This is a genomic window from Variovorax sp. 3319 (assembly GCF_031456585.1).
GTDB lineage: Bacteria > Pseudomonadota > Gammaproteobacteria > Burkholderiales > Burkholderiaceae_C > Variovorax > Variovorax paradoxus_P.
The window spans coordinates 38,014-55,446 of record NZ_JAVDUZ010000012.1; the positions used below are offsets into that span (position 1 = coordinate 38,014).

The window sequence follows — 17,433 nt, forward strand, 5'->3', positions numbered from 1 at the left end:
GGAGGGCGTGACGAAGCAGCATCATTCACAAAAGCAGAAAGAAGCAAGTGCAGGTCAAACGCATAGTCGCCAATTTCGCTGCGCCCGAACCGGCCAGGGCCCGAACGTTCTACCAAGAGGTCCTCGGCCTCGAACTCTTGATGGATCACGGCTGGATTCAGACCTTCGGCTCCCGGACCGAGATGACCTTGCAGGTGAGCTTCGCCTCGGAAGGTGGTTCTGGCACTCCCGTGCCGGACCTCTCGATTGAAGTGGATGACCTGGACGCCGCACTCGAAGGCATGAAAGCCGGCGGCTTCTCTATCGAGTACGGCCCAACTGACGAACCCTGGGGAGTCCGCCGGTTCTTCGTTCGCGACCCGTTCGGGAAGCTGGTCAACATCCTCGCGCATGTATGACGAGAGCCCCGCTGCTCACCCGCCGCCGAACTCCCGCGCATGTTCCACCGCATACTTGATCAACTCGGCCTGACCCTCGATTCCCAGCCGGCGTTTGATGCTCTGCCGGTGCGCCTCCACTGTGCGTACGCTAAGCCCGAGGTCGCGCGCAATCTGCTTGCTCGATTCGCCCCTGCCCAACGCGGTGAGTATTTCACTCTCGCGCGGCGTGAGCAGCGGCTTGGGCGCCTGGTTGCGAAACAGCTTTTTGGAAACGGCCGGGCTCAGGAAGGTGCCGCCGGCTGACACGGCTTCTATGGCGGCAACGATCTCGGCAGCGGGCGCATCCTTCAGCACGTAGCCACGCGCGCCCACTTGCAAGGCCTTCTGCACGTACTCGGGGTTGTCGTACATGCTGAGCATTACCACGTGCGGCGCCGGCTGGCGTTGCAGCACCAGCGCGGCCAGGTCGATACCGTTCATGTCTTTCATGCCGACGTCCATCAACAGCAGGTCGGGGCGCAGCTCTTGCACGAGCGCGAGCGCTTCGGCGGCACTGCCCGCCTCGCCGACGATCTCCAGGTTGGGCATGGAGCCGAGCCGCGCGCGCAGGCCGTCGCGCACAAGAGGATGGTCGTCGACCAGAAAGAGGCGGATGGTGGAGGCAGCGTCTGTCATCGTCATCTCGATGGCTATTCAGGCCTTGCGCTCTGGGTCGGCACTTCGGCCACGATGGTCGTTCCGCCTTCACTGGAATGCACACTGAGGCGCCCGCCAATGGACTCCATGCGTTCGCGCATGTTGCGCAGGCCGATGCCGCGGCGCGGGTCGAGTTGCGTGGCGTCCACGTCGAAACCCGCGCCATCGTCGCCAATCTCGAGCCGCACGCCTTCTTCGTCCGAAAAGCCGAGCGCAATATGCACGCGGTGCGCCGTTGCATGCTTGCGCACATTGGTGAGCGCTTCTTGTGTGACGCGGAAGAGCGCGGTCTTTGTTTCCTGCGAGAGTTCGAAGGCCTCGCCTTCGATCATGATGGACGCATCGATGGTGCCCTCTTCCGCAAACTCGTCTCCCAGGCGCTGAAGTGCCGCGGGCAGGCCAAGGGTGTCGAGCAACGCCGGGCGCAGGCGGTGCGAAATGCGGCGCACTTCAAGCAGCGAATCGTTGAGCCTTTGCAGCGCCTTGGTCAGCGCCGGCGGCGCAGCCTGGCTGCCGCGGTCGAGGGCGTCTACGGCGGATTCGATGAGCAGCTTGGCGGACACGAGCGTCTGGCTGGTGCCGTCATGCAGCTCGCGCGCAAGATGGCCGCGCTCTTCTTCTTGCGACTGCACTACGCGCCGGGCAAGCAGCCGCAGCTTGGCCTCGGCCACGCGGTGTTCGCTGAGGTTGAGCAGCAGCCCGGTAGCGCTCACCACGCCCAGGCACAGCGCTGCAATGCCGGCAATCCAGAACAGCGTGGTTGTGACGTTGGCGCTCATCTGCCGGTCGAGCGCCTGCATGGTGGTTTCGATGTCGTCGAGGTAAAGGCCGGTGCCTACCATCCAGTTCCAGCGAGGCAGCGCGGTAACGTAGCCGAGCTTGGGCGCCATCTGCTCGCTGGAGGGCTTGCGCCACTCGTATTCGACATAGCCGCCGCCCGCCTGCGCCCCCGCAATCAGGTCTTGTATGGTGAAGCGGCCGCGGGAGTCGCGCATTTCCCAGAGGTTCTTGCCCACGAGGTCGGGCTGCCGCGAATGCATGAGGGAGCGCCCCTGCATGTCGTAGACGAAGAAGTAGCCGTCGTCGCCGTAGTCGAGTGCGGCAAGGCGGCGCAGGGCCTCGTTGCGGGTTTCTTCGTCGTCCAGGCCTGCGTCGTACAGCGGGCGCACGATGCTCACGGCCAGGTCGACATAGCTGCGCAGTTCGCTGCGCCGCTGGTCCATGTAGCTTTTTTCGATGAGCGCCCGCTCGCGCCGCGCAAGATCGTGCTCCTGGTGGCGCACCGCCAGCGCAACCAGCACCAGCGCGATGAGCAGGGGTGTAACAGCCAGCGCGACGATCTTGGTACGGAGGTTCATCGGTGGGCAAGACTACCACCGGGCGTGGCCCCGAACCTTAAGATTGCGGGGGCACGGCAACGCACACGGGAGATCATTCATGCAGATTGGCAGAGCTGCCGTACTGGCCATTCTTCTATCGGGTGGCCTCGGCCCGGCCAATGCCGACGCGCCGTTTACGGCAGTTTTCAGCGGGACGGGGCGTGCATGCTCGGGCGGGCTCTTCGTCCGCACCAAGACCATCGAATGGAATTCGAGCTTCAGCATCTGCAAGCCCGCGCGCTACAGCGTGCTGGACAAAGACCTCGCCCCGGACCATCGCCGCATCGCATTTCGCCTTGCGGCGCGCAGCCGGCACTGTCGCTACGAGGTGATCGAAGCGCAGCAATACAGCACTTACGGCTGGAGCGTTCAGGGCTACCAGTCGCTCGAAGCGTACGAGAAACGCGACCTGCCCGGCTGGCGCAATTCGCCGCTCGACGAGCGAATGGTGCTGTCGTGCCCGATGGTCCGGCTGGACTGATCAGTGCAGGCTGGTTGGCCGGCCCGAGGCTACCCAGGCGTCGAGCCCGCCCGTCAGCGGCAGGGCACGCCGCGCACCCCGCGCCAGAAGCACGCGCGCGGCCTGGGCCGCCGACACTTCGTTGGGGCAGTTGCAGTAAAGGACCACGTCGCGCCCGCCCACAAGCGGCAGTTCACCGTGCCGCTGCTGCAGGGCCTTGAGCGTGTACGACAGCGCACCGGGAATGCGGCGCGGGTCGACCTGCAGGCCGGCCTCACCACGCACATCGATGACCAGCGGCGGTGCCTCGCCGGCCAGCAGGTCGTGCAGTTCGTCAACGGTAATGCGCGGCATGCCGGTGAGCCGCATGAACGCGCGGCGGCGCCAGTAGCGCACCGCCAGCATCACGGCCAGCACCACCACCAGCGCGAGCGTTGCAATGCCGCCGGCCTGGGCGAGCATGGCGAGCACTTCCTGGATCTGGTCGCGAAAAGCCCAGCCGAGGCCCAGGAAAACGCCGGTCCAGATGAGGGCGGCGCCAATGTCGAACCCGATGAAGCGCCATACCGACATGCCCAGCGCGCCGGCCATGGGCGGTGCCACCACCGAGACGCCGGGCACAAACTTGGCGGCCACCAGCGAGAGGCCGCCCCACCGGCCGATGAGCGATTCGCCGCGCCGCACGCATGAGTCGGGCGACAGCGAGATGCGGCACAGAAGGCGCATGAAGCGGTAACCGAAGCGCCGCCCGGCATAGAACCAGGCGCCGTCTCCGAGCAGGTTGGCCACCACCGCAGCCAGCACCACCCCCGCCACCGAGACGTTGCCGGCCGCCAGCAGCGCGCCGGACACCACCAGCACCGCGGCCGCAGGCACCGGCAAGCCGAGGCGCGCAGCAAAACTCGCCGCGAAGACGATCGCGATCGCGTTCTGCACCAGCAGCGACATCAGCTGTGCCATGGCACCAGCGCAAGATTTTTTGGGTTCACTCCGTGATGGCCTAGCGGGGCGCGTCGCCCTTGCGGTATTCGGCCGTCAGCTCGTCCAGCTTCTGCTTCAGGGCCGGGTCGAGCTTGTATTCGGCGGCGGCCAGAGTGGCGTCGAGCTGCTCGGGCCGGCTTGCACCGAGCAGCGGCGCGGTGATGAGCGGGTTGGCCATGACCCAGGCCACGGCCAGCGTGGCCAGCGGCACGCCGGCTTCGTCGGCGAGCTTGTGCAACTGCGTCACGGTGTTGAAGCTGCGCTCGTTCCAGTAGCGGTCTTGATACATGCCGCCGGCGGTGCCCAGCGTGAAGCGGGTGTTTTCCTCGGGCTTTGCGCCCGGCTTGTATTTGCCGGTGAGCAGGCCGCCGGCCAGCGGGTTGTAGGGAATCACGCCCAGGCCCTCTTCGCCTGCCAGCGGCAGCAGCTCGCGCTCGATCTCGCGGAACAGCAGGCTGTAGCGCGGCTGCACCGACACGTAGCGCGTGAGCTTGTGCAGCTCGGCCTTGCCGAGCGCGCGCGCCAGCCGGTAAGCCAGGAAGTTGGACACGCCGATGTAGCGCGCGCGGCCCGACTTGACGATGACGTCGAGCGCCTCCAGGCTTTCTTCGAGCGGTGTCTCGCGGTCGTCGCTGTGCAGTTGGTACAGGTCGACGTGGTCGGTCTGCAGCCGCTTGAGCGATGCATCGATTGCATCGAGCAGATGCTTGCGCGAGGCCCCCTGATCCCAGCTGTTGGGGCCTACCTTGCCCACGGCCTTGGTGGCTACAACGAAGCGGCGGCGGCCCGTGGCGCCCTGCTTTTGCAACCAGCGTCCGATGATTTCTTCGGTGCGGCCCGTGGTTTCGACGGTGCCGCCGAGCGGGTACACATCGGCCGTATCCAGAAAGTTGATGCCGCCATCTGCGGCCTTGTCCAGAATGCTGTGCGACACGGCCTCGTCGGTCTGCAGGCCGAAGGTCATGGTGCCGAGCGCAAGGCGCGAGACGGTCAGGCCCGTGCGGCCGAGCCGGGTAGTGGGAATGCTCATGGTGGTCTCGATCCGAGGAGATGAGAGAGGGGTGGAGGGGCGGCGGTCATCATAGACACGGCCGCGCAATCCTGCATGCGCCGGTCTTTCAGGTCGCTTCGAGCCGGCCGCCTTGCCGGTTGCCGGCACGTGCGCTCATCACGGCCCAGCCGAAGATGCCTATGCCCGCCAACGCCAGCAGCGCGCCCACCCATCCGGTCGAAGTCCAGCCCAGGCCTGCCGCAATGGCCACGCCGCCAAGCCAGGCGCCGAGCGCATTGGCCATGTTGAAGGCCGAGTGGTTGAGCGCGGCGGCGAGCGTTTGCGCATCGCCGGCCACGTCCATCAGGCGGATTTGCAGGGCCGGGCCAATGGCGACGGTGGTGCCGATGAGAAACACGTTGAAGGCCGCCGTGTACACGTTGTGCGCCGCAAAGGTGAACATGGCGAGCACCAGTGCCGCATACACCAGCAGGCCGCCGATGGTGCGCATGAGCGACTTGTCGGCCAGCCTCGAACCGACCAGGTTGCCCGTGACCATGCCCAGGCCGAACAGCGCAAGAACGAAGGGCACGCCGCCCAAAGGCAAGCCGGCCACCTCGATGAGCGTGGGCTTGATATAGCTAAACACCGAGAACATGCCGCCAAAGCCAATGGCGCCGATGCCGAGCGTGAACCACACCTGCTTGCGCTTGAGAGCGCCAAGCTCGCGCCAGGGGCTGGCTCCCGCCGGGGCCGCAAGATCGGGAATGTCGCGGCGCAGGAGCGCCACGGCAACGAGCGCGATGACGCCGACAAACACGAAGGCCGCGCGCCAGCCGAACAGCTGGCCGAGCCAGGCGGCAATAGGCACGCCGACGAGCGTGGCGCCGGTAAGCCCCAGCATGACAAGGCCCACGGCCCGCGCACGCCGGCCGGGCGGCGCAAGCGTTGCCGCCACCAGCGCGGCCACGCCAAAGTACGTGCCGTGCGGGAGGCCAGTCGCAAAGCGCAGCAGGTTGAGCGACATGTAGCCCGGCGCCATGGCGCTGGCAAAGTTGCCGGCAGCAAAAATGGCCATGAGGGCAATCAGCAGCGCGCGCCGGCGCCAGCCCGCAGCAAGCACCGCGAGCACGGGCGCGCCGATGACCACACCAAGCGCGTAGGCGCTGATGACGTGCCCCGCCTGTGGAATGCTGACGGAGATGTCGCGCGCAACCTCGGGCAGCAGGCCCATGATGACGAACTCACCCGTGCCAATGGCAAAGCCGCCAACGCCGAGCGCGAGCACGGCCCGCAAGAAGTTGAGGGGCCGAGTCGGCGCAGACGAAGCGGAAGAGGAAATGTCGGTATCCGCGCCGCTTTCGGGCGCGGTGGGGGAGGCGTTCAAGGCCAGGCTCCTGGGAGGTGCCCGGCGGCGACGGGCAGAGCCCGATTTTAGGGTAAACCCTGAATCGTTGCCGATACGCAGTTGTCTTGCGGCCGATACCTGGTCGGCCTTGCCGCGCCCGTGGTCAGAAGCGTCAGATGGCGACCAGCTGCCGCACGCCCTGCGCCTCCATGTCCTTGCCAAGGCCGCGCGCAATTACCTCGCCGCGCTCCATCACGAGGTAGTTATCGGCGAGCTCCTGCGCAAAGTCGTAGTACTGCTCGCAAAGCACGATAGCCATGTCGCCGCGGTCGGCCAGCATGCGGATGACGCGGCCGATGTCCTTGATGATGCTGGGCTGAATGCCTTCGGTGGGCTCATCGAGGATGAGCAGCTTGGGCTTGGGCGCAAGCGCGCGGGCAATTGCAAGCTGCTGCTGCTGGCCACCGGAGAGATCGCCGCCACGGCGGTTGATCATCTGCTTGAGCACCGGAAACAGCTCGAACAGTTCCGCGGGTATGGGCGTGCTGCCGCTCTTGTAGGCCAGCCCCATGCGCAGGTTTTCTTCGACTGTGAGGCGGGCGAAAATTTCGCGGCCCTGGGGCACGAAGCCGATGCCGGCCCTCGCCCGTTCGTACGGCGTGGCCTTGTGGATCGGCTTGGCCTCCAGCTCGATGCTGCCGCTCTTGATGGGCACCAGGCCCATCAGCGACTTGAGCAGCGTGGTCTTGCCTACGCCGTTGCGGCCCAGCAGCACCGTGACCTTGCCGAGCGTGGCCTCGAAGCTCACGTCGCGAAGGATGTGGGAGCCGCCGTAGTACTGGTGGATGTTCTTGACTGTCAGCATGAAATCGATTCCTCAGCGGCCAAGATAAACCTCGATCACGCGTTCGTCCGACTGCACTTCGTCCAACGTGCCTTGGGCGAGCACCGATCCATCGCACAGCACCGTAACGATCTCCGAGATGGTGCGGATGAAGCTCATGTCGTGCTCCACCACCATCAGCGAATGCTTGCCCTTGAGCGTGAGGAACAGCTCGGCGGTGCGCGCGGTTTCTTCGTCGGTCATGCCGGCCACGGGCTCGTCGAGCAGCAGCAGCTTCGGGTCTTGCATCAGCAGCATGCCAATTTCGAGCCACTGCTTCTGGCCGTGGCTGAGATTGCCTGCAAGGCGCGAAACGCTGTCGGCCAGGTGAATGGTGTGCAGCACCTCGGCCAGCCGGTCGCTCTGAGCCGAGTCGAGCTTGAACAGCATCGACGCGCGCACGCCCTTGTTGGTCTTCAGCGCGAGCTCGAGGTTTTCGAACACGGTGAGGTGCTCGAACACTGTCGGCTTCTGGAACTTGCGGCCAATGCCGAGTTGCGCAATTTCGGCCTCGCGATGGCGCAGAAGGTCGATCGTGCTGCCGAAGAACACCGTGCCCTCGTCGGGCCGCGTCTTGCCTGTGATGATGTCCATCATCGTCGTCTTGCCCGCGCCGTTGGGGCCGATGATGCAGCGCAGCTCGCCCGGCGCAATGTCGAGCGACAACTTGTTGATGGCCTTGAATCCGTCGAAGCTCACGCTCACGTCTTCCAGGTACAGGATGCGGCCGTGCGTAATGTCCACTTCGCCCGGCGTCGCAATGCGGCCGAAGCCTGCGGAACGGCCGCCCGACTCGGTGCTGCCGCTCACGTAGTGCATGCCTGCCGCGCGGGCGGCGCGCTGGGCGCCGGCTTCCATCAGGTCGGGGGTCATGCGCGCGCTCCCTTCACCTCGGGCGCAAGCGGCGCATGCAGCGCCCCGGGCTCCATGCCTTGCGCAGCGGCCATGGCGCGTTGCGCTTCTTCACGGCCAGCACTCGGTGCGGCGGGCGCCGCCTTCTCGCGCGACAGCCATTTCTTCACCAGGCCCACGATGCCGTTCGGAAGGAAGAGCGTGACAGCAATGAACAACGCGCCCAGAAAGTAGAGCCAATATTCGGGATACGCGACGGTGAGCCAGCTCTTCGCACCGTTGACGATGAAGGCACCGATGATCGGGCCGATGAGCGTTGCGCGTCCGCCCACCGCGGCCCAGATCGCGATCTCGATCGAGTTGGCCGCGCTCATCTCGCCCGGGTTGATGATGCCGACCTGCGGCACATACAGCGCACCGGCCACGCCGCACATGATGGCCGAGATGACCCAGATCGTGAGCTTGTACGGCAACGGGTTGTAGCCCGAGAACATCACGCGCGTTTCGGCGTCGCGAATGGCCTGGAGCACGCGGCCGAACTTGCTGCCGATGAGCCATTTGGCAAAGAGAAAGAAGCCCAGCAGCGTGATGCCCGTGAGCGCAAAAAGCGTCATGCGCATTTCCTGCGTGGCAATCGGAATACCCAGGATGCGCTTGAAATCGGTAAAGCCGTTGTTGCCGCCAAAGCCCGTCTCGTTGCGGAAGAACAGCAGCATGGCGGCGAAGGTCATGGCTTGCGTGATGATCGAAAAATACACGCCCTTGATGCGCGAGCGGAAGGCAAAGAAACCGAACACGAAGGCGATGAGGCCCGGCACCGCAACGATGAGGACGAGCGTGGCAATGAAGCTGTCGCTGAAGGTCCAGTGCCAGGGCAGTGTCTTCCAGTCGAGAAACACCATGAAGTCCGGCAGGTCGCTCTTGTAGTTGCCGTCGCGGCCGATCTGCCGCATGAGGTACATGCCCATCATGTAGCCGCCCAGCGCAAAGAAGAGGCCGTGGCCCAGCGAGAGAATGCCGGTGTAGCCCCAGATCAGGTCCATGGCCAGCGCGCAGATGGCGTAGCACATGATCTTGCCGACCAGCGCCACCGCGTAGTCGCTCATGTGCAGCGGGCTGTCAGCGGGCACCCACATGTTGAGCACCGGCGCCACTGCGCACACCACGATCAGCGCAACGAAGAAGGCTGTCCAGCCCTTGCCGCTCAACAGCGGCCCTTTGGTGGGAAGTACGACCTTGTTGCTCATTCGAAGTTCTCCGCGCTGCGCGCTGCGTTATTCGCTTTGGGAGCGGCCCGGCGGCTCATGCCTCTGCACTCCGGCCCTTCATGGCGAAGATGCCCTGAGGTCTCTTTTGAATGAAGATGATGATGAAGACAAGCACCGCGATCTTCGCAAGCACCGCGCCCGCCCAGCCCTCGATGAACTTGTTGAGAACGCCGAGCCCCAGCGCCGCGTACACGGTGCCCGCGAGCTGGCCCACGCCGCCCATCACAACCACCATGAAGCTGTCGACGATGTAGCTCTGGCCGAGGTCGGGCCCCACGTTGCCGATCTGGCTCAGCGCGCAACCCGCAAGGCCGGCAATGCCGGAGCCGAGCGCGAAGGCATAGGTGTCGATGCGCGCCGTGTTCACGCCCATGCACGAAGCAATGGGCCGATTCTGCGTAACGCCGCGCACGAAGAGCCCGAGCCGCGTGCGGCCGATGAGCCAGCCCATGGCCAGCAACACCAGCGCCGCAAAAATGATGATGCAGATGCGATTCCATGGCAGCGTCACGTTGCTCAGCATGGTGAAGCCGCCGCTCATCCAGCCCGGGTTTTCCACGCCCACGTTCTGCGCGCCGAAAAGCGAACGCACCAGCTGCTGCAGCATCAGGCTGATGCCCCATGTGGCAAGCAGCGTTTCGAGCGGGCGTCCGTAGAGAAAGCGGATGACGCCGCGTTCGAGCACCGCGCCCACAAGCGCCGATGCGAGGAAGGAAACAGGAATGGCTGCAACCAGGTACCAGCCGAATGCCGCCTCGGGCATGTAGCGCTGGAAGATGCCCTGCATCACGTAGGTGGCGTAGGCGCCGATCATCATCAGCTCGCCGTGCGCCATGTTGATGACGCCCATCAGGCCGTAGGTAATGGCCAGGCCCAGCGCGGCAAGCAGCAGCACAGAGCCCAGGCTGATGCCGCTGAACACTGCGTTGATGCGGTCGCCCCACACCAGCGAGCCGTCGATGCTTGCAATGGAGGCCACGATGGCCGCCTTGACGTCGGGCTCGGTTTCATCGGCCAGGCGCTGGTTGAGCAGCAACTTGGTGTCGGGGCTGCTGTTGGCACCCAGCTCCTTGGCTGCGGCAAGGCGCTTGGCCTTGTCGGTGCTACCCAGCATGCTGGCGGCGCGCACCAGCTGGAGCTGCGCCTTGATGCCGGGGTTGGTCTCGGCGGCAAGCGCCTTCTCGACCATCGGAATGCGCGATTCGTCGGGCTCCTTGAAGAGCGCCTGCGCGGCTTCGGCGCGCACCGCGTCGTCCTTGCTCGTGAGCTTGAGAGCAGCCTGCGCGGCATCGAGCGCGCCGCGCATGAGATTGTTATTGACCACGTCTTCAGCCGTGTCGGGCACCTTCAGTTCGGCGCCGGTCACCGGGTCGTAGCCTTTGTCTTCCTTCATCACGAAGACCTTGTCTTCGGTGTATTTGACCGCGTCTTCCGACATGGCCTGGATGAAGGCGGCGGTTTTTTCGTCGGCCGTGAGCACGGCCTTGTTGAGCGCGGTGATGCGTGATTCGGATTCGCCGGAGGCAATGGCCTTGGCTTCGTCGGCGGTCAGCGCGTGGGCGCCCGATGCCATGAGCAGCATGGCGGCGATTGCGCAGTGAAGGGATCGTCGAAGCATCGTGAAAGTGGAAGTTGGAATTGGCTCCCTCCCCCAGCGGGGGGAGGGAGAAAGCACGCCTACAGCGACTTGCCGGCAGGCTGATCCGGCTTCTTGTCGTTGCCTTCGATGTACGGGCTCCATGGCTTGGCCTTGACGGGGCCCGGCGTCTTCCACACAACACTGAACTGCCCGTCGGTCTTGATCTCGCCGATGAACACGCTCTTGTGCAGGTGATGGTTCTTCTCGTCCATCTTCGACACGATGCCCGAGGGGGCAGTGAAGGTCTGGCCGGCCATGGCGGCAATCACCTTGTCGGTGTCGGTGCTCTTGGCCTTCTCGACGGCCTGCTTCCACATGTGGATGCCGATCCAGGTGGCTTCCATCGGGTCGTTGGTCAGCGGCTTGTCCTTGTGCCCGGCAATGTTCTTGGCCTTGGCGTAGTCGCTCCACTGCTTGATGAAGGCGGTGTTGGTCGGGTTCTTGATCGACATGAAGTAGTTCCATGCGGCCAGGTGGCCGACCAGCGGCTTGGTGTCCACGCCGCGCAGTTCTTCCTCGCCCACCGAGAAGGCCACCACCGGCACGTCCTTGGCCTTCAGGCCGGCGTTGCCCAGCTCCTTGTAGAAGGGCACGTTGGAGTCGCCATTGATGGTCGACACCACTGCGGTCTTGCCGCCGGCCGAGAACTTCTTGATGTCGGCGACGATGGTCTGGTAGTCGCTGTGGCCGAAGGGGGTGTACTTCTCGTCGATGTCGGTGTCCTTCACGCCCTTGCTCTTGAGGTAGGCGCGCAGGATCTTGTTGGTGGTGCGGGGGTACACGTAGTCGGTGCCCAGCAGCACCCAGCGCTTGGCGCCGCCGCCTTCCTTGCTCATGAGGTAGTCGACAGCCGGAATGGCTTGCTGGTTGGGCGCCGCGCCCGTGTAGAACACGTTCTTGGAGAGCTCTTCACCCTCGTACTGCACGGGGTAGAACAAGAGGCCGTTCATTTCCTCGACCACCGGCAGCACCGACTTGCGCGACACCGAGGTCCAGCAGCCGAAGATCACCGAAACCTTGTCCTGGCCGAGCAGCTGCTTGGTCTTTTCGGCAAACAGCGGCCAGTTGGAAGCGGGGTCGACCACCACGGGCTCGAGCTGCTTGCCCAGCACGCCGCCCTTCTTGTTGATGTCGTCGATGGCCATCAGCACCGTGTCTTTCAACACGGTTTCAGAAATGGCCATCGTGCCCGACAGCGAGTGCAGCACGCCGACCTTGATGGTGTCGGCGGCAAATGCAGGCGCAGCAGAAATGCTGGCGAGCGCGACGGCGGCGGTAAGCGCCTTGAGTGTGAAACGACGTTGCATGTGGACTCCTGCTCCGGGGTGGTTGAAACCTTGTCGCCGGGCGCGCCGGACGATGGAGGGGAGTCTGCGGATTCGGCCGCGCGCGAGAAATACGCCGGGTGGCGTACACGGAGGTACTCAGGGCGCTGCGTTCAGCGTTGCTGCCGCGCCGCCCTGCGATGCAACACGGCCACCACCAGGGCAGAGGCCATCAGATACACCAGTGCCACACCGAAGGCGCTGGCATAGCCGGCCGCATCCGGTGCATGGCCCAACCGCCCATAGAACAGGATGCCGATCAACGCCACCCCCAGTGCATTGCTCGCCTGCTGCACCATCGACAGCACGCCCGAGGCCACGCCCGCATGCTGCGGCGGCAGGCCGGCCAGCACGGTGGACACCAGCGGCGCCATCACCATGCCGAGCCCCGCGCCTTGCAGCAACAGCAGCGGGACCATCCAGGCGACCACGTGCGCGTGGCCGGTCCATCCGGCGATGTTGACGAACTGCAGCGCATGCCCCGCGGCCAGGATGAGGGCGCCAAGCGCGATCGGCGGCTTGCCGCCGAAGCGGCGTGCGATCCGCGCGCCGGCCATCGAGGTCGCGAAGAAGCCGACCGCCAGCGAGGTGAAGACGATGCCCGAGCTCAGCGGGTCCAGCGCCAGGCCTTGCTGCAGGTAGAGCGCCAGCACGAAGTACAGCGACGCATTGCCGACGTAGAAGGCCAGCGTGGTGAACAGCCCCATGACGAAGCGTCGGTTCGCGAGCAGCGCTGGCGCCACCAGTGGCGCGCCGCCGGACGCAGCCAGTCGGCGCTGCTGGCGCGCAAACACAGCCAGCAGCGGCAACGCGGCTGCAAGGCACAGCCAGCTCCACAGCGGCCAGCCTTGTTCGCGGCCTTCGACCAGCGGCAGCACCACGGCCACGGAGCTGGCGGCGGCCAGCAGCATGCCGGCAATGTCGAGGCGGCTTCGGGTACCGTTGCCGCTGTTCGCCAGCGGCGGAACGACGCGCGGCGCGAGCACCAGCGCCAGTAGGCCGATCGGCAGATTGATCAGAAAGCAGCTGCGCCAGCCGAGCCCGGCCAGGTCTGCGTGGATCAGCAACCCGCCCACCAGCTGTCCGAGCGTCGCGCCCAGGCCGAGCGTGAGCCCGTAGGCAGCGAAGGCGCGCGCACGGTGTTCGCCCGTATAGGCCAGGCCGATCATCGCCAGCACCTGCGGCTGCAACAGCGCACCGGACAGACCCTGCAGCACGCGGGCCGCCACCAGCAGCTCGGCATCAGGCGCCAGGCCGCACGCAGCCGAGGCCAACGTGAACAACAACAGGCCCAGCATGAACATGCGGCGGCGGCCGAACAGGTCGCCGAGCCGGCCACCGGTGATCAGGCCCGCGGCCGTGGCCAGGCCGTAGCCGGCCACCACCAGTTGCAGGGTGCCTGCGGAGGCGTGGAGCTCGCGCTGCATCGAAGGCAGCGCCACGTTGACGATGAAGAAATCCAGCACCACCAGAAAGGTGCCGCTGAGCATGACCCAGAGGCCGAATGTGCCGGGCTGCGCCGCGCCCGTGCCACGGCTTGCGGCGGAAGTAATCGATGCTGCCGGAGCAGCGATGTTTGATGACTGCGACATGATGAATTCGAGTGTTGGGATGAAGCGGCGCCGGGGCAATGACCCCGCAGGTCATTGCCGGGCTTCAGGCGGAGGGTGTCGGCAGAATGAACTGGTAGTCCACGGCAATGCGGCCATCCTCGGCGAGCAGCAGAAACTCCAGGCCGAGCGCGGCAATGGGACCGCCGGCAGCCGGAACCATGTGCCAATGGAACATCACCGCGTCGTTCAGCAGCTGCGCGTCGCCTGCGGAGACAAAACGGAAGCCGCCGCCCTGTACGTTCTTTTCATGCGAGCCGATGACGCGCTGCTCCAGCGCCTCGTGGCCCTTGACCCGCAGGCTGCGCACATGGTGTTCGCCTTCGGGCAGCCACAGCCGGGCGATGGCGGCACGGCGCGCCACGGCATCGGTTTCGTTCCAGGCGGCGACATAGCGGTCGGCGAGTTCGGCAAAAGAAGTGCTGGCGGTCATGGTTCGGGTCCTTGGTCTTGCGGGGATTCAACAGAGGTTCAAACTGCAGTCTCCCGGCTTGGAAGTAGACAGTGAATGCTTGAAAGGCCGACAATCTTGTCCATTCGTCCACCGTCACAGGAGCTCTCTTGGACCCGCTCGATGATGTTTTCGCCGCCATGCGCGTACATAGCGCGCTCTACGCGCGGCTCGAGGCGCGCGCGCCTTGGGGGGTGAGCCTGGCCGGTGGAGAGAGCGCCCGCTTCGGCCTGGTGGTGCGCGGGAGTTGCCTGCTCGAAGTGCCGGGCGTGGCGCAGCCGGTGGCACTGGCCGCGGGCGACTGCTATGTGCTCGCGCACGGCACGCCCTATGTGCTGCGCGACCACCCGGATACGCCGACCGTGAGCTGCGCCTCGGTGGTGCGCGACCGCATCGGCGGCGTGGTCGAATTGGGTGGCACCGGCACCGCGGCTTCGGTGATCTGCGGCTGGTTTCACTTCGACCAGCGCGCGGCCCGGCCGCTGCTCGACCTGTTGCCCGTGCTGTTGCACGTGAAGATGGAAGAGGCGCGCGCCATCGCACTGCAAGGCACCTTGCAGCTGCTTGCGATGGAAACCGGCGAACCGGGCCTGGGCTCGGGACTGCTTGTGAGCCGGCTGGCCGACATCGTGTTCGTGCAAGCAGTGCGCGCGCACGTGGCGGCGGAAGGCCAGGCGCAAACATGCTGGCTGGGCGCATTGGCGGACCCGCGCATCGGCCCCGCGCTTCGGGCCATGCACAAGGACATGGCCCATGGCTGGACGGTGGAAACGCTGGCCGCGGCGGCGAGCCTGTCGCGCTCGGCTTTCGCGCAGCGCTTCCGCGAGCGGGTGGGCCAGGCGCCGCTCGAATACCTGACGCATTGGCGCATGTTCAAGGCCGGCAACATGCTCGGCCAGAGCCCCGCCGCACTCGGCACGATTGCCGCCGCGGTGGGCTACGAATCGGAAGCTGCCTTCAGCAAGGCCTTCAAGCGCGAGATGGGCAAGTCACCCGGCGCATGGCGTGCGGCGGCGCGCGACGGCATTGCCGCCTAGGCGGGCACGGAAACTCAGTTCTGATCAAGCGATCAAGAGACCAGGCTCTGAGCCTCGCGCTTGAATTGCGCAGCAGCAAAGGCCCAGACCATCCGCGTGGCATCCGGCCCTGCGGGGTCGCTGAAAAGCAGGCTGGCGGCGCCGCCGCTCCAGGCGTGGCCGAGGCCGGCAATTTCGCACAGCGTGACCAGCGTGCGGCCCTTGCGCCGAAACTGGGTCACGCGCATCGGGTGGCGCTTGCCGCGCTGCAGCGTGCGCGACAGGCCCGGCTTTGCGCCCACCGCGGTGGCCCATACGGCCGCGCTGTTGACGGCATTGCTGGGCGCCACCACGGCATCGGCGTCGCCGTGCAGCACCAGCATTGGCGGCAATGTCGCAAAGACGGCGGCCGCGCCCATCGCCTTGCCGACCGCGGTGGAGGGCATCGGCGGCGTGTGCTGGCCGCGCATCGCGCCCAGGGCGGTGGCCGAGGACTTTGCGGCGCCCGGCGCCACGCCTGAATGCATGACCACCGCGCGAAAGCGCAGCGGGTAGCGGGTTGCCAGCAGCGCCGCCATGCTGGCCCCGGCCGAGAGGCCGGCCAGCGCAATGCGCTCGCGGTCTACCGGATACAGAACGCAGGCTTGGTCGATGGCCGCCATCAGCGTGGCGGCCTCGGCGTCGGCCTTGCCCGATCGCCGCTCATACCAGTTCCAGCAGCCTTGCGGATGCGCCAGCCTGTCTTGTTCCAGATAGAGCACCAGAAAGCGTTGCCTCACCGCGAGCGTGTTCATGCGCGTGCTGGCGGCAAAGTCGCGGCCGGTTTGCCCGCAGCCGTGCAGCATGACCATGAGCGGCAACCGCTCGCCGGGCTTCAGTTTCAGGTCGGCCGGGCGAAAAAGGTGATAGCCGCGCGCGCCGCCCGGGCCCAGCGCCATGCCGCTGAGCCAGTCGCCACGCCCCGGTGGCGGCTTGAGCCGCTTTGCGGCGGCACGCTGTACGTGGCCCGTGACACGCTTGCTGTTGCTCAGGGTGAGCTTGGTCAGCGCCTTCAGGTTGCGCTCGTAGGCGCGGGCGAAGAGAGAAGCGGTGGAAGAACGACGAACCATGGAGCGCAGTGTGAAGGCAAAGCGCCGGGCGTCCAAACGGGGCGCTGAAGCCCTGGCGCCCCGCCGCGTGCTTCAGTAGATCTCCGGCACCATCATGCTTGCCGGCACCGGCTGGCGCAGGTAGTCGGCATGCCGCTCACGTGCGGGCAACTGCACGGGCGGGTGCGCCACTTCCTGATAGGGCAACTGGCCCAGCAGGTGGCTGATGCAATTGAGCCGGGCCTTCTTCTTGTCGACCGCCTGCACCACCCACCACGGCGCCTCCGGAATGTGGGTGCGCTCGAGCATGATTTCTTTCGCCTTGGTGTATTCCTCCCAGCGGCGGCGGCTTTCGAGATCCATGGGGCTCAGCTTCCATTGCTTGAGCGGGTCGTGAATGCGCCCGAGAAAGCGCATGTGCTGCTCGTCGTCGGTAATGGAGAACCAGTATTTGATGAGCTTGATGCCCGAGCGCACCAGCATTTTTTCGAACTCCGGCACGGTGCGAAAGAACTCTTCGTATTCGTCGTCGGTGCAAAAGCCCATTACGCGCTCCACACCGGCGCGGTTGTACCAGCTGCGGTCGAACAGCACCATTTCGCCCGCGGCCGGCAGGTGCGCGGCATAGCGCTGAAAGTACCACTGGGTGCGTTCGCGGTCGTTGGGTGCCGGCAGCGCAGCGACGCGCGCCACGCGCGGATTCAGGCGCTGGGTAATGCGCTTGATCACACCGCCCTTGCCCGCCGCATCGCGGCCCTCGAAAAGAATGACCACCTTCTGCTTGCTGTGCTGCACCCAGTCCTGCAGCTTCACCAGTTCGCCCTGCAGGCGGAACAGCTCCTTGAAGTAGGCCTGCCGTGCGGCCTTGTCGGTGGCGCGCGCGGCGGGGTCGAGGTCGCCGATGTCGCGGTCTTCGATTTCCAGCTCGAGCTCTTCGTCATAGCTGTCGATCAAATCGCGGGCGATGCGTTGCATCAGGTCTTCGTGGTCTGGAAGTGCGCTCGTCGGCATCATGGCTGGAAAGAGAGATGTGTGGGGTGGAACAAGGCATGCTGCACGCAGCGTA

The 17,433-nt window shown here is 65.7% G+C and carries 17 protein-coding genes; 3 read left to right on the forward strand and 14 right to left on the reverse strand.

Features of this window, described 5'->3' with window-relative positions:
- Positions 1-47: 47 nt before the first annotated feature.
- Positions 48-398: a VOC family protein gene (locus tag J2X67_RS22585; protein WP_309956694.1), complete on the forward strand. Its 351-nt coding sequence runs from the start codon at positions 48-50 to the stop codon at positions 396-398.
- A 15-nt stretch (positions 399-413) separates the two neighbouring features.
- Here the strand turns inward: J2X67_RS22585 and J2X67_RS22590 are convergent, their stop codons facing one another.
- A complete protein-coding gene (locus J2X67_RS22590; RefSeq protein WP_409050536.1) occupies positions 414-1,061 on the reverse strand; it encodes a response regulator in 648 nt (215 codons plus the stop codon).
- Positions 1,062-1,069: 8 nt separating this feature from the next.
- Entirely contained in the window at positions 1,070-2,434 is a 1,365-nt protein-coding gene (locus J2X67_RS22595; protein WP_309956697.1) for a cache domain-containing protein, read from the reverse strand.
- 79 nt (positions 2,435-2,513) lie between these two features.
- Here J2X67_RS22595 and J2X67_RS22600 point away from each other — a divergent pair, with 79 nt between their 5' ends.
- On the forward strand, positions 2,514-2,936 hold the full coding sequence (locus J2X67_RS22600) for a hypothetical protein (RefSeq protein ID WP_309956699.1): 423 nt from the start codon (positions 2,514-2,516) through the stop codon (positions 2,934-2,936).
- Here the strand turns inward: J2X67_RS22600 and J2X67_RS22605 are convergent, their stop codons facing one another.
- From J2X67_RS22605 to J2X67_RS22650, 10 genes are all read right to left on the reverse strand, one after another.
- Positions 2,937-3,875: a VTT domain-containing protein gene (locus tag J2X67_RS22605; protein ID WP_309956702.1), complete on the reverse strand. Its 939-nt coding sequence runs from the start codon at positions 3,873-3,875 to the stop codon at positions 2,937-2,939.
- A gap of 40 nt (positions 3,876-3,915) precedes the next feature.
- Entirely contained in the window at positions 3,916-4,926 is a 1,011-nt protein-coding gene (locus J2X67_RS22610) for an aldo/keto reductase (RefSeq protein WP_309956704.1), read from the reverse strand.
- An 88-nt stretch (positions 4,927-5,014) separates the two neighbouring features.
- A complete protein-coding gene (locus J2X67_RS22615) occupies positions 5,015-6,274 on the reverse strand; it encodes an MFS transporter (protein ID WP_309956706.1) in 1,260 nt (419 codons plus the stop codon).
- A gap of 133 nt (positions 6,275-6,407) precedes the next feature.
- Complete coding sequence (urtE, locus tag J2X67_RS22620) at positions 6,408-7,100, reverse strand: urea ABC transporter ATP-binding subunit UrtE (protein ID WP_309956708.1); 693 nt, start codon at positions 7,098-7,100, stop codon at positions 6,408-6,410.
- 12 nt (positions 7,101-7,112) lie between these two features.
- Complete coding sequence (gene urtD / locus J2X67_RS22625) at positions 7,113-7,991, reverse strand: urea ABC transporter ATP-binding protein UrtD (RefSeq protein WP_309956710.1); 879 nt, start codon at positions 7,989-7,991, stop codon at positions 7,113-7,115.
- Positions 7,988-9,217 carry an urea ABC transporter permease subunit UrtC gene (urtC, locus tag J2X67_RS22630; protein WP_309956712.1) on the reverse strand — a complete coding sequence of 410 codons (1,230 nt, stop codon included), beginning with the start codon at positions 9,215-9,217 and terminating at the stop codon, positions 7,988-7,990. Before urtC ends, urtD begins: the two co-directional genes overlap by 4 nt.
- Before the next feature lie 55 nt (positions 9,218-9,272).
- On the reverse strand, positions 9,273-10,820 hold the full coding sequence (gene urtB, locus J2X67_RS22635) for an urea ABC transporter permease subunit UrtB (protein ID WP_309957002.1): 1,548 nt from the start codon (positions 10,818-10,820) through the stop codon (positions 9,273-9,275).
- Positions 10,821-10,915: 95 nt separating this feature from the next.
- Positions 10,916-12,184: an urea ABC transporter substrate-binding protein gene (gene urtA, locus J2X67_RS22640; RefSeq protein ID WP_309956714.1), complete on the reverse strand. Its 1,269-nt coding sequence runs from the start codon at positions 12,182-12,184 to the stop codon at positions 10,916-10,918.
- Between the two features lie 131 nt (positions 12,185-12,315).
- Complete coding sequence (locus J2X67_RS22645; RefSeq protein ID WP_309956716.1) at positions 12,316-13,794, reverse strand: MFS transporter; 1,479 nt, start codon at positions 13,792-13,794, stop codon at positions 12,316-12,318.
- A gap of 64 nt (positions 13,795-13,858) precedes the next feature.
- Entirely contained in the window at positions 13,859-14,245 is a 387-nt protein-coding gene (locus tag J2X67_RS22650; protein WP_309956718.1) for a nuclear transport factor 2 family protein, read from the reverse strand.
- Between the two features lie 128 nt (positions 14,246-14,373).
- Here J2X67_RS22650 and J2X67_RS22655 point away from each other — a divergent pair, with 128 nt between their 5' ends.
- The gene (locus J2X67_RS22655; protein ID WP_309956720.1) at positions 14,374-15,300 is read left to right on the forward strand and encodes an AraC family transcriptional regulator; all 927 of its coding nucleotides are present in this window, start codon (positions 14,374-14,376) and stop codon (positions 15,298-15,300) included.
- Between the two features lie 32 nt (positions 15,301-15,332).
- Here the strand turns inward: J2X67_RS22655 and J2X67_RS22660 are convergent, their stop codons facing one another.
- Positions 15,333-16,388, reverse strand: a complete 1,056-nt coding sequence (locus J2X67_RS22660; protein WP_309956722.1) for a PHB depolymerase family esterase — start codon at positions 16,386-16,388, stop codon at positions 15,333-15,335.
- Between the two features lie 72 nt (positions 16,389-16,460).
- Entirely contained in the window at positions 16,461-17,378 is a 918-nt protein-coding gene (gene ppk2 / locus J2X67_RS22665; protein ID WP_409050542.1) for a polyphosphate kinase 2, read from the reverse strand.
- Positions 17,379-17,433: the final 55 nt, after the last annotated feature.